This window comes from Pseudophaeobacter sp. TrK17 (genome assembly GCF_042192375.1).
GTDB lineage: Bacteria > Pseudomonadota > Alphaproteobacteria > Rhodobacterales > Rhodobacteraceae > Pseudophaeobacter.
Genome location: NZ_CP071700.1, coordinates 1,423,548 through 1,437,342 on the forward strand (window position 1 = coordinate 1,423,548; position 13,795 = coordinate 1,437,342).

Sequence of the window (13,795 nt, forward strand, 5' to 3'; positions counted from 1 at the left end):
GTGGTCATAGCGAAAAGAACACCCCTGTCAGGACAAAATTGGTCGCCAGGATCAGCACAGCTGCCGCCTCGACCGAAGATTTGGTCGCACTGCCAACACCCTGCGCCCCGCGACCGGACTGCATGCCGTAGTAGCAGCCCATGGTGGCGGCGATAACGCCAAAAAAGGCGCCCTTAACCAGCGAGGAAATCAGGTCAAGCGGCTCTAGGAAATCGACGGTATTTTTCAGGTAGGCGGCTGAGTTGAAGCCGAGGTTGTGCACCGAAACGGTATAGCCGCCGGCGATGCCGATGATATCGCCGATGCCCACCAGAACCGGCACGGTCAGCAGCGCTGCCAGCACCCGGGGGGCGACAAGATACTGCATGGGATTGGTCGACAGGGTCACCAGCGCGTCGATTTGCTCGGTCACCTTCATGGTGGCGATCTCTGCCGCAATCGACGATGTCACCCGGGCGGCAATCATCAGCCCAACCAGTACCGGGCCAAGTTCACGCACCATGCCAATGGCGACAATCTGCGGCACCACGGCCTCGGCATTGAACCGCGCACCCCCTGCGTAGATCTGCAGGGCCAGGGCGCCGCCGGTAAAGACGGCTGTCAAGGCAACCACGGGCAGCGACAGCCAGCCGATCTGCAGCAGCGACAGGGCCAGCTCACGCGGGTAGTAGGGCGGGCGCAACATATGGGTGAAGGCACTGACCGTGAACAAGGCCACCCGACCAATCATAGCCAGCGCCGCCAAAGAGGCGCGGCCCAGTCGGGCCAATGGGGTCACCAATGGAGACAAAGAAATCATCCCTGATAGGTCCGTGCATAGCGATGCCCCATCGAGGTGAGGATCTCATAACCGATGGTGCCCGCAGCTGTAGCGAGGTGGTCAACGGTTTGAACTTCATTCAGCAGCGTCAGGCTGGCAGGCACTTCGGAAAGTGCCGTGATATTAACGGTGATCAGATCCATCGAGATCCGGCCCACCACAGGGCAGCGGGTCTTGCCGGCAAACAGATCAATGCCGTGGTTCATCATGGTGCGGTGCAGCCCATCGGCATAGCCGGCTGCAACGGTGGCGATGCGGCTGGGCGCCTGCGCCACCCAGGTATTGCCGTAGCCGACACTTTCGCCGGGCTCAACATCGCGGGTCTGGATGACCGGCAGATCCAGTTGCACAACAGGGAGCGCATCGCCATAAGGCGCGCCGCCATACAGACCCACGCCCGGACGGCAGAGGTCGAAATGATAATCCCGCCCTAAAAGGATGCCACCAGTGGCGGCCAATGAGCGCGGCACCTCCAGCCCATCGGTCATCTCACGGAAGACCTGCAACTGCTGGGCATTCATAGGATGGCTCGGCTCATCAGAGCAGGCAAGATGCGACATCAGCAACACTGGCTTTTGTCCCAGGGCGATATCGCGCACCGCTGCCCATTCGGCGGGCTCCATGCCAAGGCGGTTCATGCCAGAATCTAGCTGCACCCCAAAGGTATGGCCGGGCAGGGTTTCAAAATGGCGCAGCATCTGGTCGAGCGAGTTCAGCATCGGCGCCAGCTGGAATTCCTTCAGCAGCCGGGTGTCGCCCTCCATGTGGCCGGAAAACACCGAAATGCCGGGACCTGGCCCCAGCGCGCGGCGCAGGGCGACGCCTTCTTCGGCGGCGGCGACAAAGAAATTGCGTGCGCCGCCCTTGGCCAATGCCTTGGCCACGCGGGCTGCATCCAGCCCATAGCCGTTTGCCTTGACCACAGCTGCGGTTTCGCAGTTGGTCATGGCGTTCAGATTCTGCCAGTTAGTCACCAGCGCATCGAGATTGATTGTCAGTTTAGCCGTGCTCATGCCCCGTTCTTGACATGCGCGGGGCAGGGGTCAAGAGGAATTCGTGGGGAGGATGGCCAGTTATGGCGGCATTGGGCGGCTTGTGGCTTCTTTGGGAAGGAGACGACCTCATCGCTATAGGCTGGCAAAGCCGTTCACCATGCGCTTGGCGGGGCATTCCTGCTTTTGAGATGTGTACCAAAGCTACCGCCTCCGAACCGAGAGTGGGACGCGAAGCGCCCCCCCCGTTGCGGCGGTTCGGGTGGGCCGTTACTGCGCTTTGGCTTGGCCGGGATCTTATGCAAACACCAGTAGACAAACGGTGATCGTGAATTAGTATATCAACTGTAGAGTGTTATTTTGCGGAGCATTAAATTGAAAAAGTCTGTGTTATTCTGTGCAGCATTTATCTTTGCCGGAGGGGCTGCCCTGGCGGATATGTCGGTTCAACTGGGTGGTGGCTGGGATGGTAAGCGTGTCCCCAAGGGGCAACAATGTACGCTCTTTGGTGGGAAAGGAGCGACGCCACCTATGCAGGTTTCTAATCTGCCAGGCGGCACATCCTGGGTCTATGTCGAATACAACGACCGAGATTATAGGCCGCTTTCAAAGAATGGTGGGCATGGTGTTATCGGGTATCCAGTCAGCGGCACCTCGGCGACGCTTGCCTCGGTGCCGGGGCTGGTTGGTAAACTGCCGGGCAAGGCGCGGGTGATTTCGGCTGGGCGCGGGACTGGCGCCTACGCATCCAAAGGATATATGCCGCCCTGTTCCGGCGGTAAGAATAACCGCTACTTTGCCATCGTGAAAGCGATCTCATCCTCGGGTAAGGTGCTGGATAAACAACGCGTCGAAATTGGCCGCTACTAATTGCTGTGGGTGTTTTCGCCCTGATCTGGTGATCTGAAACGCATCATGCCCCGTTTTTACCGGGGCATGATGGGGCGGGCTGGCGCTGCGGTGTCGCGTTCGCCAGACCTAATATTCGTCTTCGCGCGGACCGTTCTGCCATTCCTTGGCCAGGTTGCCAAAGCGGGTGAATTCGGCGGTGAAGGACAGTTCAACCGTGCCGATGGGGCCGTGACGCTGCTTGCCGACGATGACCTCGGCCTTGGCGTGCAGGCGTTCCATCGCGGTTTTCCACTCTTCCATCTTGTCCAGCTCGTGATCGCCGGGCTTTTCACGCTCCTTGTAGTATTCCTCGCGGAACACAAACATCACAACGTCGGCATCCTGTTCGATCGAGCCTGATTCCCGCAAATCCGACAGCTGTGGACGTTTGTCGTCGCGGTTTTCCACCTGACGCGACAGCTGCGACAGGGCGATCACCGGGATCTGCAGTTCCTTGGCGATGGCCTTCATCCCCATGGAGATCTCGGCGATCTCGTTCACCCGGTTTTCCGCCATACCGCGACACAGCTGCAGGTAGTCGATCACCAGAACATCCAGCCCATGGGTCCGCTTCAACCGACGCGCGCGGGCGGCGAGCTGCGAAATCGGCAGGGCGGGGGTGTCGTCGATGAACAGCGGGCAGCTTTCCAGATCCTTGGCGGCCTGGACAAAGCGGCGGAATTCGCCCTCGGTCATGTCGCCCTGACGGATTTTATGCGAGGAAATCTCGGAAGCTTCGGCCAGAACCCGGCCCGCCAGCTGTTCGGCGGACATCTCGAGCGAGAAAAAGCCCACCACGCCGCCATCAATGGCGCCCTCAGTACCGTCTGGTTTGACGCCTTTCTTGTAGGCCTTGGCCACGTTGAAGGCGATGTTGGTGGCCAGCGAGGTTTTCCCCATCGAGGGACGTCCCGCCAGGATCAGCAAATCCGAAGGATGCAGACCGCCAAGCTGTTTGTCCAGATCAGCCAGCCCGGTGGAAACCCCGGCCATGCCGCCGCCGCGCTGATAGGCCTCGTTGGTGACATTGACCGCTTCGGTCACCGCTTTGAGGAAGGACTTAAACCCGCTTTCGGTCTGACCCTGTTCTGCCAGCTGATAGAGCGATTGTTCCGCCTCGACGATCTGTTCCTTGGGTTCCGAGGCCACATCAACCCGGCGGGCCTTGTCGGAGATGCTTTGGCCCAGGGCGATCAGCTCGCGCCGGATCGCCAGATCATAGATCATCTGCGCATAGTCGCGCACCGCAAAGGCGGAAATGGACGCACCGGCCAGCTTTGCCAGATAGGCGGGACCACCGAGTTCCTTGAGCCCCTCGTCATCCTCCATAAAGGCCTTGAGCGTCACGGGCGAGGCCAGGGCGTTTTTGGAGATCCGCGCGGCGGCAATTTCATAGATTCGGGTGTGGACCGGATCGTAAAAATGGGTGGCATTGATGATCGAGGCGATGCGGTCATAGACATCGTTGTTGGTCAGGATCGCGCCCAGAAGCTGCTGTTCGGCCTCTACCGAGTGGGGCAGTTCAATCGCGGCTTCAACCGACGCCGAGGCAACAGGCATGCCCGTCTGTCCAGCTGAGGCCTGCCCAACGGACGCCTGTCCAACCGGTGCCAGGGCCTGGCCAACAGCTATGGGATCAGCGGCCATGTCATGTGCCATCTCATCCGGCATCTCGCTGGAGATATGGTCAGGCATTTCATCCGGCAGGGGCGCGCTGGGGGGAATATCGTTCATTGCTGCTCTCTTTGGTTTGAGCGTCAGTTGTAAAGCGCTTTGTCGGGTTTGGGTATCGGGAAATTCTGTGGATAAGGTGCGCTTCCCTGTGGGGAAAGTGCAGCCCTTTCTGTGCAAGCTTTGGTGCAGCCACAGAAAAGGCCGCTCCGTGAGCGGAGCGACCCTGCAAGGCATCGGCGATTTTCCGCGCCTCAGCTTGTCTTGTTGGCCTCTTGCCAGGCGCGGGGATCCTTGAGGAAGCTTTCGACCTCGGCCAGGGTTTCGGCGTCAAAGCACTGTTGCGCCTTTGCTTCTGCCAGTACATCCCACCAGGTGCACAGGTAATGCAGCTCAACCCCGTGGTCGCCCAGGCGTTTGGTGGTTTCGGGGAAGATGTCGTAGTAAAAAATCACCGCAGTGTGGCCGCAGCTGGCGCCGGTTTCGCGGATGGCGTCGACAAAGGACAGTTTGGAGCCGCCATCGGTGGTCATGTCTTCGACCAGGAGCACCCGCTGACCTTCGCTCATCACGCCCTCGATGCGGGCATTGCGGCCATAGCCTTTGGGCTTTTTGCGCACATAGGTCATCGGCAGAGCCATGCGTTCGGCCACCAGCGCACCAAAGGGAATGCCTGCGGTTTCACCGCCGGCGATATTGTCAAAGGCTTCAAAGCCGGCATTGCGCATCACGGTCACGGTGAGGAAATCCATCAAAGTGGTGCGGATGCGCGGGAAGGAGATCAGCTTGCGGCAATCGACATAGCTGGGGGAGGGCAGGCCAGAGGCCAGGATATAGGGATCACGCGCGTTAAAGTTCACGGCGCCGATTTCCAGCAGCATCCGGGCCGAGAGGCGGGCGATTTCTTCGCGGGTGGGGTAGGCAGTTGGGATCATGGCGTATCCTTTGGGAACTTGGGAATCCGTGGCGCGGGCAGGAGCCTCCGGCGGAGGTATTTAGGGTAAGATGAAATAGGGCGCCTGATCGCTTTGCGGGCGTTCAGACGGAACATGGGTCAAGCAACGGACCAATAGACCGGGAAGCCGGGGTCAAAAACTGTGACGGGGCCGTCATCGCTGTTGATCTTGGCCGGGAATTGGGTTGCAGCCTCAGATTTTACGAGGGTTATCTGACCTGTGTTTTCCGGCAGCTGGTAGAAGGCGGGGCCGTTTTTGCTGGCAAAGCCTTCCAGGTTGCCCAATGCACTCTCTTCTTCAAAGACATGGGCGAGCAGCGCCATGGTGTTGGTGGCGGTGAAACAGCCGGCACAGCCGCAGCCGCTTTCTTTGTTTGGGTCGGTGTGGGGCGCAGAATCGGTGCCAAGGAAAAACCGGGCGTCGCCAGAGGTGGCGGCGGCGCGCAGCGCCAGGCGGTGTTCTTCGCGTTTGGCCACCGGCAGGCAGTAGTAATGGGGCTTGATGCCGCCAACCAGAATATGGTTGCGGTTGATGATCAGGTGATGGGTTGTGATGGTCGCACCCAGATCCTGAGGCGCGGATTTGACATAGTCCACGCCGTTGGCGGTGGTGATATGTTCCATCACCACTTTGAGCCCGGGGGTGGCTTTGCGGATTGGGTCCAGCACCCGGTCGATAAAGACGGCCTCGCGGTCAAAGATGTCGATATCCGCATCGGTGACTTCGCCATGCACACAGAGCGGCAGGCCGATTTCGGCCATTTTTTCCAGCACCGGGCGGACCTTGTCAAAATTGCTGACACCGCTGCTGGAATTGGTGGTGGCCCCCGCCGGGTAGAGTTTGACGGCGGTGATCAGACCCGAGGCATGGGCTGCTGCGACATCTGCCGGATCGGTGTCTTCGGTCAGGTAGAGCGTCATCAGCGGGGCAAAATCCATCCCTGCAGGCAGGGCGGCCAGAATGCGGTCGCGGTAGGCTGCCGCCTGGTCGCCGGTCACCACTGGGGGAACCAGATTTGGCATGATGATGGCGCGGCCAAAGTCGCGGGCCGTTTCGGGCAGGACGGCCTTGAGCATTGCGCCATCGCGCAGGTGCAGATGCCAGTCATCGGGGCGGGTCAGGGTGAGGGTCTCTGTCATGGCGCCGCGTTAGCACAGCTGCAGCAAAAGGGAAAGAAGCCGGGGCCTGCGCCACAGTCTCCAGAGGGCTCTTTTCTGCAGGTCGGCAGCCTGGTTCAGTCGGGCATCGCGCAGGTGCTGCGGAGCGGCGCACCAGGGCTACAGGGTTGAGGGCAGTTCGAATTCGCCTTCGGCGGCGCGTTGTTCCAGGTCTTGCAACCGGCGGCGAAAGCGCGGGGCGCGGGCGCGGGACAACACGTTGCGACACAAAAGAACCTGCAGGAACGGCCGGTCTTGCTGCTCCAGGCGTGCCATCAGGGCGCGCAGGTAGGAAGAATCGTCGCGTCTGGCCCGGAACAACTGGGCGAACGCGATCTCATTGAAGTCACCCTCGGCGGCCTGTTTCAGGATGGTATTGAGAATTCTCATTTCGATCATGCGGGTCTGGACCGCGGCGCCGAGGTTGGGCACCCGCAGCCGCGATACGTTTTTACGGCTGAACAGCGCCGCATGCATAGCGTCGAGCTGCTCGTAAGGGTCGTAAAAGATAAAGGCCTGTTTGGCGGCGTCGAGCATGTCGGGGGCATAGCCAAAACGATCGGTAAAGGAGACCCGGCGCATTTCCACAAAGCGCTCATCCCATTCTGTCATTCGCGCATCTAACGTGGCCTGGGGCTGGATGGCCACCACGGTGGCACCAGGTGCGGACACGGAAAAGGCGGAGGCGGCATAGCCGCAGGGGCCTGCACCATAAAAGATCACAGTGTCAAATTCATCAAAGAAACCATCGTCGATCAGCTGATCAAAAAAGCCAAAGACGCGTTCGTTGCGAAACCAGGTGTCGCCATTGGAGAGCAGACCCAAATGCGACCAGCCTTCGCTTTTGACCATGTCAAAACCAAGCGGCTGCGCCAGTTTGGAAAGGTTGTGAATGCCCTGCATCGTTTCAAAGGTGACCAGCAGCGTATTGCCCTGGTCCAGAAAGGTGGCGCAGTGTTTGGGACCCAGTGGCTGGAACATGCCAAGCTCTTCGGTGATGGCGGCAAGGCGCTGCTCCCATTGGGCAAGTTTTAGACCGGACAGGTCTTCGTCCAAAATCTCAAGAGTCTCTTGCATCGCCAAACATCCCTTACACAGACCGGTACAGCGGTCGATATGGCTAAGATTTAGTCAAGAAATGCGGCCAAAGTTAGAAAAACTCTGGTCGCTTTGCTGGCCCTTCTACTGGGGATTGCTTCAAACGGCAGCCAGAGGGTGTTGCCTGCGACGGCAAACCGCTCCAGAAGGCCAGCTGCAAAAGGCCCGCTGCGATTATGTGTCGGTGTCTGGTTTTTGCTGCGTCTTGGTGGCTGCCTTTTGAGCGGCCCGGCCCAGGTTGGCAAAGGTGGTCAGCGTCTGGGCGGTGACTGCATTGATGGGGCGTGATTGCGGCGTCATCAGCAGGCGGGAAAACAGCGCCCGATAGGGTTCAAGCTGCATCAGGTCGCGGAATCTCTGATGTCGCCAAGCTACTGATTTAGCGCGTATCTTTGCTAGTTTGGTATCTTCCAACAGCTGGGAAACCATGTCGCGGCGTGCTGGGGCGTAGCGATCAACTGTGTCATCATTGTCCGTGTTGAAATTGCGCTCGACCCAGTAATCTGTACCCAGCATATGGTCTGAATGCACCGCCCGGCCGCGATCCGCCTTTAGGATGTAGCTTTCCATCGCGCCCAGCGGATAATGGTTGAGCTGCGCCAGGTCATAATTCTTGCGGCCATAGTTGGAAAACAGCCGCCGGGTTTTAAAGGCCTCTCCCAGCTCCCGACCGGTGCAGTCAAACCAGCGAAACTCTACGAGCTTCTCTGGGTTTTTGACATCGCGGGGGCGGTGGACGCCGGTTTTGCGATAGGTGCCGTTGTTGCGATAGAGCGTTTTGAACATCGAGGCACGCCAGGGCCAGTGAATGACCTCCGGGGCGCAGCGGCGAAACAGTTCGGTCACTGGGGCGTCCTCAAAACGCAGGATGTCGGAATTGCCAAACAACCGCCAGGTCAGGGTGAACGCGTCGGCCTCTGGCAGGGCGTTGAGCAGATCCGTCAGGGTGCCGTCGCCGGTCTTGATGTTGACAAACTCATCCACGTCCAGGGCGAGGATCCAGTCGGCCTGTTTGACCAACGGGTGTTTGTCGGCCTGCTTCATCGCGGTGAACTGGATGCCGCCCTTGCCATAGGGGCCGTCGTTGCGAATATGGGTAAGCTCACCCAGATCCGCGAGCCGATCCAGCATGGCATCGGTGCCATCCTGACAATCGTTTGAAAAGACCAGGAAATCGGTAAACCCTACGGCCCGGTGATGGGCCAGCCATTCCAACAAAAAGGCCCCTTCATTACGGACCGTGAGGATTGCCAAAAAGCGCATGGGCTACCAGTCAGAGCGAAACACAGCGACTTTACCATGTGACCAGCGGGGGAAAAACACCAGGCCAGCGGCATCCATGCAGCGAAAAACCTTTTGCATGCCCGCCTTGCCGATCCACTGCGGGTGGGTCTCGATCACCACGGCGCGCAGCCCGGTGAGGTCCATTTTGGGCAACAGATCTGCCTCAGCACCTTCGATGTCGCAGATCAGCACAGAGGGCTGCAGCTCTTTGATCACCGCGTTGACGTTCCGGGTCGGCACCTCGACCTTGGTGCAATCCTCGGCGTCCTCCATCGGGTCCAGCGAAGAGGCGAGGAAGTTTTTGCGGATGTAGAAGGGGGCGGTGCCGTCTTGGTCGCCCAGAACCGCATTGGTGACATGGGCGTTGGTCACGTTGTTTTCGGCGTGGACCTGGGCAATATAGGGCATCAATTGCGGGTTGGCTTCAAAGGAGTGCACCGATTTGGCGGGGGTCTTGGTGGCCACCAGCGTGGACATAAAGCCAATCCCGGCGCCCAATTCCATTACCACATCATCGGCTTTCACCAGCTTTCTGACGGCGGTGGCCTCTTTGGCCTCATAGGCGCCTTCGCGCAGCAGGGTGCGGATGCGGGGCGGCAGAATGGCCCGGTCCAGCGGAAAGCGCATGCCCCGGCATTTCAGCATCTTTTGAACGTCGGCAGTCTCGGTCATTGCTCAGCTCTCCACATCAAGCGCCAGCGCATAGGCGACGCGTTCGGTTGCGGTCAGTTTAAGGGTTAAGGCCTGTTGGTAAAGCTCTTCGAACTCATCCATGCCATGCAGTTCATCCGCCTTGGCCCGGTGCCAGTCCAGCCCCTTTTGGTGCCAGTCGCGCAGGGCATCATCCTGCATCAGGCGGTCGTATTCGGCCTGTAGCCGTGGCAGGTTGCGCTGGATTGTGACATCGCGGTGGTCGTTCCAGTCCATGCGGATCCAGTAGTTGATCCCAATCGAGCGATCCACATGCAGGGCGCGACCGCGCTGGCGTTTCACCAAAAAGCTCTCGGCTGAGCGCAGCGCGTAGTGGTTCAGCTGAATCAGGTCATAGCCGATGGATTTGCGCGAATTGCGCCAGCCATTGTCGGCGGCCTCGCGGGTCATATCCTTGCCCGAGCCATTGACCCATTTCACCTTGTCGCGAAAGGTCTCTTCCAGCTTGTTTGGGCGGTGGCAGCTGATCTTTTGATAGGCGCCAATGTTTTTGAACATGGTCTTAAAGCCCCAGACCGTATGGGGCTTGGGGCAGTGTTTGGGGGCGCAGGCGTCAAACTGGGCGGTGACAAAGTCATCCTTCAGCGTGACGACCTCGTTGGAGCCAAACAGCCGCCAGGTCATGGCGATATTGCTGGCATCGGGCACCCGGTCAAACAGATCCTGTAACGTGCCGTTGCCACAGCGCACGTTCATGAACTCATCCACGTCGATATGGATGATCCAGTCGGCATTGATGATCACCGGCTCTTTCAGCGATTGATTCAGCGCATGTTGCTGCGGCGAGTTGCCTTTCCAGTTGTCATTGTTGCGATGTTGCAGGATGCCCATCTCTTGCAGCCGGTCCAGGATCTCGCTGGTGCCGTCCTCGCAGCCATTGGTGTAGATCAGGAAATTATCCACCCCCATAGCCCGGTGATAGGCGACCCATTCCAAAATATAGGGCGCTTCGTTTTTCATGCAGCCAACGATGACATTGCCCGTGCTGCCGCTTGGCAATTCACGCGGGGGGATCTCGCTGTAGGGGGGGTGCGGCAGGTCTTCGCCCTTTTGGCCCAGATTGTTATGGGGCTTGAACGGCGAGCCCTGAAGTGTCTCGAAGTTCTCCAACGCCCGTGGGGTCATCACGGTCATCGCGGTGGCCGTGGGGGTTTCGCCGACAGGCGTGCTGGCCTTGGTGATGTCTTGCAGATCGCTGCCCTTGGTCTGCATTTCGTCCTTTGTGGCCTTGTTGATCCGGCGCATGAAGGTCAGCAGATATTGCGAGGCGCGAAAGCCGCGCTCAGGCGCGGCTTCCTGCCAGCGGGGCAGGGTGTCCTGTGCCGTATCAGTGGTGCCAAATCCGGCAGCTTGCAGCGCCGGGTGACGCGCGGTCAGGTCTTGGTTTGCCTCCGCAAAGAACTGCGCCACCGGCGCCAGCGTGGCGGGATCAATTGGCGCGCCCTCAATGGCGATCTCATTAATAAAACTACGCCACAATTGGCGCGGCAGGATCTTGCTGCGCTGGGCCAGAAGCCGCAAAAGCAAGGCATTCAGCTGGCGGCTGCGTGCCAGCCAGGCGGCTGAGGGCTGTTGCGCCACTTTGCCAGCCGGGCTGCGGCCAATCTGCGAGGGCAGGCCAAAGGCGGCGCAGACTTCACTGGGGGCGTCGGCACCATAGACGGCAGCTTCGTCATAGGGGCGAAAGCTGAAACAGCCGACCCCAAACACCGCCTCCCAATGAGCCTGTAGTGCGGTATAGTCGAGCCAGAATGGCGCGCCTTGGGTTTCTTCAAACTGGCCCGCCTGCGGGTCAATCTTGGGACAGGTCGCTAGGCAGGCCTGCCACCAGTTTTTGCTTTGGGTCAGCTCCAGTTCCTGGCTCAGCGGTCGGTCGCGCCCCTCCAGGATCTGGGCACCATAGTGCCGGGCAAGGGCGCGGGCCGGGGTGTCGATATGGGCCACCACCTGGATGTCGTCAGACAGCGGGTCAAGCAGTGCTTTTAGCCGCATGAGTTCGCTGGGCCGATGCAGTTTGCTGCCCAGCTGCGCTGCCGACAGGATCAGGATATCCGGCTGCGCCTGCGCCACCTCGCGGCTCAGATCCTGCTCCAGTGTCTGATACAGGCGGCTTTGCTTTTCTGCGGTGATAAAGCCGCGGTTGTAGCGCAGGGGATCGACGTGGTCGGGGTCGCTCACCGCCATATACAGGCGGGTGTGGTTTTTGTTGCCCGGTGCACGCGGGAACAAGACCCCCTTGCCGCGCAGCTGGTCGCGCTTGTCCGCCATGATCTGTTGCAACCGGTCTGCACCAGTCTGTTCTAGGCCAATATGAAGATAGATCCGCATCAGGTGTTCTGAGCCTTCCGATTGACATTGGCCTTGCCCCACCAGGGCAGTTCCCGCCCCAGATGGGCGCTGATTTTCTGTTGTGCGTCAGGGGCCGCCACATTGATCTCCAGATAGCGGGGATCGTCGCGGAACCAGTGTTGCAGCGCCTCATAGTGGCCATCAATCCACAGCATCTGCTGGTCTGCCGTCTTGCCATAGCCGATAGGCAATCCGGGAACTGTGCTGGAGGGCAGCCGGGTGGTGCCCAGATTGTTCCAGGCCATGATTGATTTGGAATGGCTTTCGGCATCGCGCCGGGTGGCGATAAACCGGGCCTCTGGGTAGAGATCCTGCAGGGTTTTGATCAGGGCAAAATCAAACTGCGGCCAGACCGAAAACTTGCCGTGAATAAAACTGATCTCAGAGACCGCATCATAGTCTTTCATATAGGCCATGGGGTCGCCGGTTTCATAAAGCCCCTTGTAGAGCATTGATCCGACAAAGACGCGGCGTTTGCCGGGGCGATCCTCTTCGCGCTCCTTCAGGCGATGGTCGGCGACGGTATAGCCCGCCTGGCTGAGCGCCTTGTTCAGGGTTGTGGTGCCGGATTTTGGCAGGCCGAGGTTGATGACTTTCAGCTCCATAGCGGGCGGCTCACTCTGTTGCGCTGGGGGCAAGCCCCAGATCCTCAAGACCGAGATCCTTTAGCAGCGTCTCTTCCTGCGGTGGCAGGGTCGATGTCGCCAATAGCTGAGCGCGCATGTCCTGGTAGTTGGGCTGCGCCAGCAGCGCGTCGCGCTTTTCCAGATGGCGGGCGACGCAGGTGGCGTGCAGCGCGGCTATTTCCGGGTCGGATTTCAGCGCCGCCAGCGCCGCTGTCAGCGCGGGCAGGTAGCGTTGGATCGACAGGTCCTCAAAGGCGGGGTCGTTGCGTTCCCGCCAGTAACTGTCATCAAAGGCGCGGTGCTCGCGGTTGACATCGCCCCGGTCGTTTTTGACCAGATAGCTGTCCAGCGAGCGCAGGGCGTAGTGGTTGAGGGTGGCGAAGGCGCGGCTGCCCTTGGCCGGAAATTTACGGATGCGGCGCGGGTTATCGGCCACCAGAAATTTATGCGGAACATCGCGTCCCGCGCCATCACTCCAGCGGGGGTATCTGCGCGGCGGCAGGTTCTTTTTGAAAAACGGACGATGGGCGCCGTAGTATTTCAGCGGAAAATCTTGCCGCACCAGGGTTTTCACCTCGATTGCGGTCTCGGCGCACCAGATGTCCGGGTTGTGCGAGCGGGTGAACTGGCTGATGACCGGCGCGTCGACAAAGCCCTCAATCCCGTCATTGGCAAAAAACTGAAAGGTGATCGAGATCGCCATGGGATCTTTGCAGGCCTCAATCAGGGCCGGAATGCTATGGTCGCCAACATGGATGTTGAGAAACTCGTCCACATCCGCCACCCAGATCCAATCGGCCTCTTGCACCAGCGGCTGATGGGCGGCGTCTTTCAGCGCCTCCATCTGATAGTTGCGCCCCTGCGCCGGGTTAGGCAAATGGGTCAGCATGTCACGCGCCGCCAATGCATCCAGCAGCTCGGCCGTGCCATCGGTGCAGTCGTTGGAATAAAATAGAAAATCCGTGACGCCAATCAATCGGTTGAAGGCAATCCATTCCAGCAGGAAGGGGCCTTCGTTTTTGACGCAGGTCACTGCGGTGATGCGCATCTGGCATCCCCTCTCATATGCTCGCGCGGGTGGCAGGTTGTGCCAGTCGCGCCTGATTGTGGGTTTGGAACCCGTCTGCCTCAACGCGCCACTTTGATGGGCGCTTAATCTCATTGGCCACAGTTTTGCATTGCCCGGCTTTGACGTCAATCTTTGCGCCGCGCCGCGTCGGCTACGAAGGTCAGAGTGTTG

The 13,795-nt window shown here is 59.6% G+C and carries 12 protein-coding genes; 1 reads left to right on the forward strand and 11 read right to left on the reverse strand.

Features of this window, described 5'->3' with window-relative positions:
* Positions 1-4: 4 nt before the first annotated feature.
* Together JZI28_RS06610 and alr are read right to left on the reverse strand one after the other, a co-directional pair.
* Positions 5-799 (reverse strand): MlaE family ABC transporter permease, encoded by a 795-nt coding sequence (locus tag JZI28_RS06610; protein ID WP_375699629.1) that lies wholly within the window; start codon positions 797-799, stop codon positions 5-7.
* On the reverse strand, positions 796-1,833 hold the full coding sequence (gene alr / locus JZI28_RS06615; protein WP_375699630.1) for an alanine racemase: 1,038 nt from the start codon (positions 1,831-1,833) through the stop codon (positions 796-798). The genes JZI28_RS06610 and alr overlap by 4 nt, the downstream gene beginning before the upstream one ends.
* A gap of 510 nt (positions 1,834-2,343) precedes the next feature.
* On the opposite strand from alr, the gene JZI28_RS06620 reads away from it, so the two are divergent.
* A complete protein-coding gene (locus JZI28_RS06620; protein ID WP_297340236.1) occupies positions 2,344-2,682 on the forward strand; it encodes a hypothetical protein in 339 nt (112 codons plus the stop codon).
* A 108-nt stretch (positions 2,683-2,790) separates the two neighbouring features.
* Here JZI28_RS06620 and JZI28_RS06625 read toward each other — a convergent pair whose 3' ends face one another.
* The 9 genes from JZI28_RS06625 to JZI28_RS06665 all read right to left on the reverse strand — a co-directional run bounded on the left by JZI28_RS06625 (position 2,791) and on the right by JZI28_RS06665 (position 13,603).
* Complete coding sequence (locus tag JZI28_RS06625; RefSeq protein WP_348151938.1) at positions 2,791-4,263, reverse strand: replicative DNA helicase; 1,473 nt, start codon at positions 4,261-4,263, stop codon at positions 2,791-2,793.
* A 365-nt stretch (positions 4,264-4,628) separates the two neighbouring features.
* On the reverse strand, positions 4,629-5,309 hold the full coding sequence (locus tag JZI28_RS06630) for an orotate phosphoribosyltransferase (protein ID WP_297341905.1): 681 nt from the start codon (positions 5,307-5,309) through the stop codon (positions 4,629-4,631).
* A gap of 119 nt (positions 5,310-5,428) precedes the next feature.
* On the reverse strand, positions 5,429-6,469 hold the full coding sequence (pyrC, locus tag JZI28_RS06635) for a dihydroorotase (protein ID WP_375699631.1): 1,041 nt from the start codon (positions 6,467-6,469) through the stop codon (positions 5,429-5,431).
* A gap of 138 nt (positions 6,470-6,607) precedes the next feature.
* The gene (locus tag JZI28_RS06640) at positions 6,608-7,564 is read right to left on the reverse strand and encodes a phosphoadenosine phosphosulfate reductase (RefSeq protein ID WP_375699632.1); all 957 of its coding nucleotides are present in this window, start codon (positions 7,562-7,564) and stop codon (positions 6,608-6,610) included.
* Between the two features lie 195 nt (positions 7,565-7,759).
* Entirely contained in the window at positions 7,760-8,848 is a 1,089-nt protein-coding gene (locus tag JZI28_RS06645; RefSeq protein WP_375699633.1) for a glycosyltransferase family 2 protein, read from the reverse strand.
* Positions 8,849-8,851: 3 nt separating this feature from the next.
* Positions 8,852-9,541 (reverse strand): FkbM family methyltransferase, encoded by a 690-nt coding sequence (locus JZI28_RS06650; protein WP_375699634.1) that lies wholly within the window; start codon positions 9,539-9,541, stop codon positions 8,852-8,854.
* A 3-nt stretch (positions 9,542-9,544) separates the two neighbouring features.
* Positions 9,545-11,908: a glycosyltransferase family 2 protein gene (locus tag JZI28_RS06655; protein ID WP_375699635.1), complete on the reverse strand. Its 2,364-nt coding sequence runs from the start codon at positions 11,906-11,908 to the stop codon at positions 9,545-9,547.
* The gene (locus JZI28_RS06660; RefSeq protein ID WP_375699636.1) at positions 11,908-12,534 is read right to left on the reverse strand and encodes a sulfotransferase; all 627 of its coding nucleotides are present in this window, start codon (positions 12,532-12,534) and stop codon (positions 11,908-11,910) included. The genes JZI28_RS06655 and JZI28_RS06660 overlap by 1 nt, the downstream gene beginning before the upstream one ends.
* 10 nt (positions 12,535-12,544) lie before the next feature.
* Complete coding sequence (locus tag JZI28_RS06665) at positions 12,545-13,603, reverse strand: glycosyltransferase family 2 protein (protein WP_375699637.1); 1,059 nt, start codon at positions 13,601-13,603, stop codon at positions 12,545-12,547.
* Between the last annotated feature and the right edge of the window lie 192 nt (positions 13,604-13,795).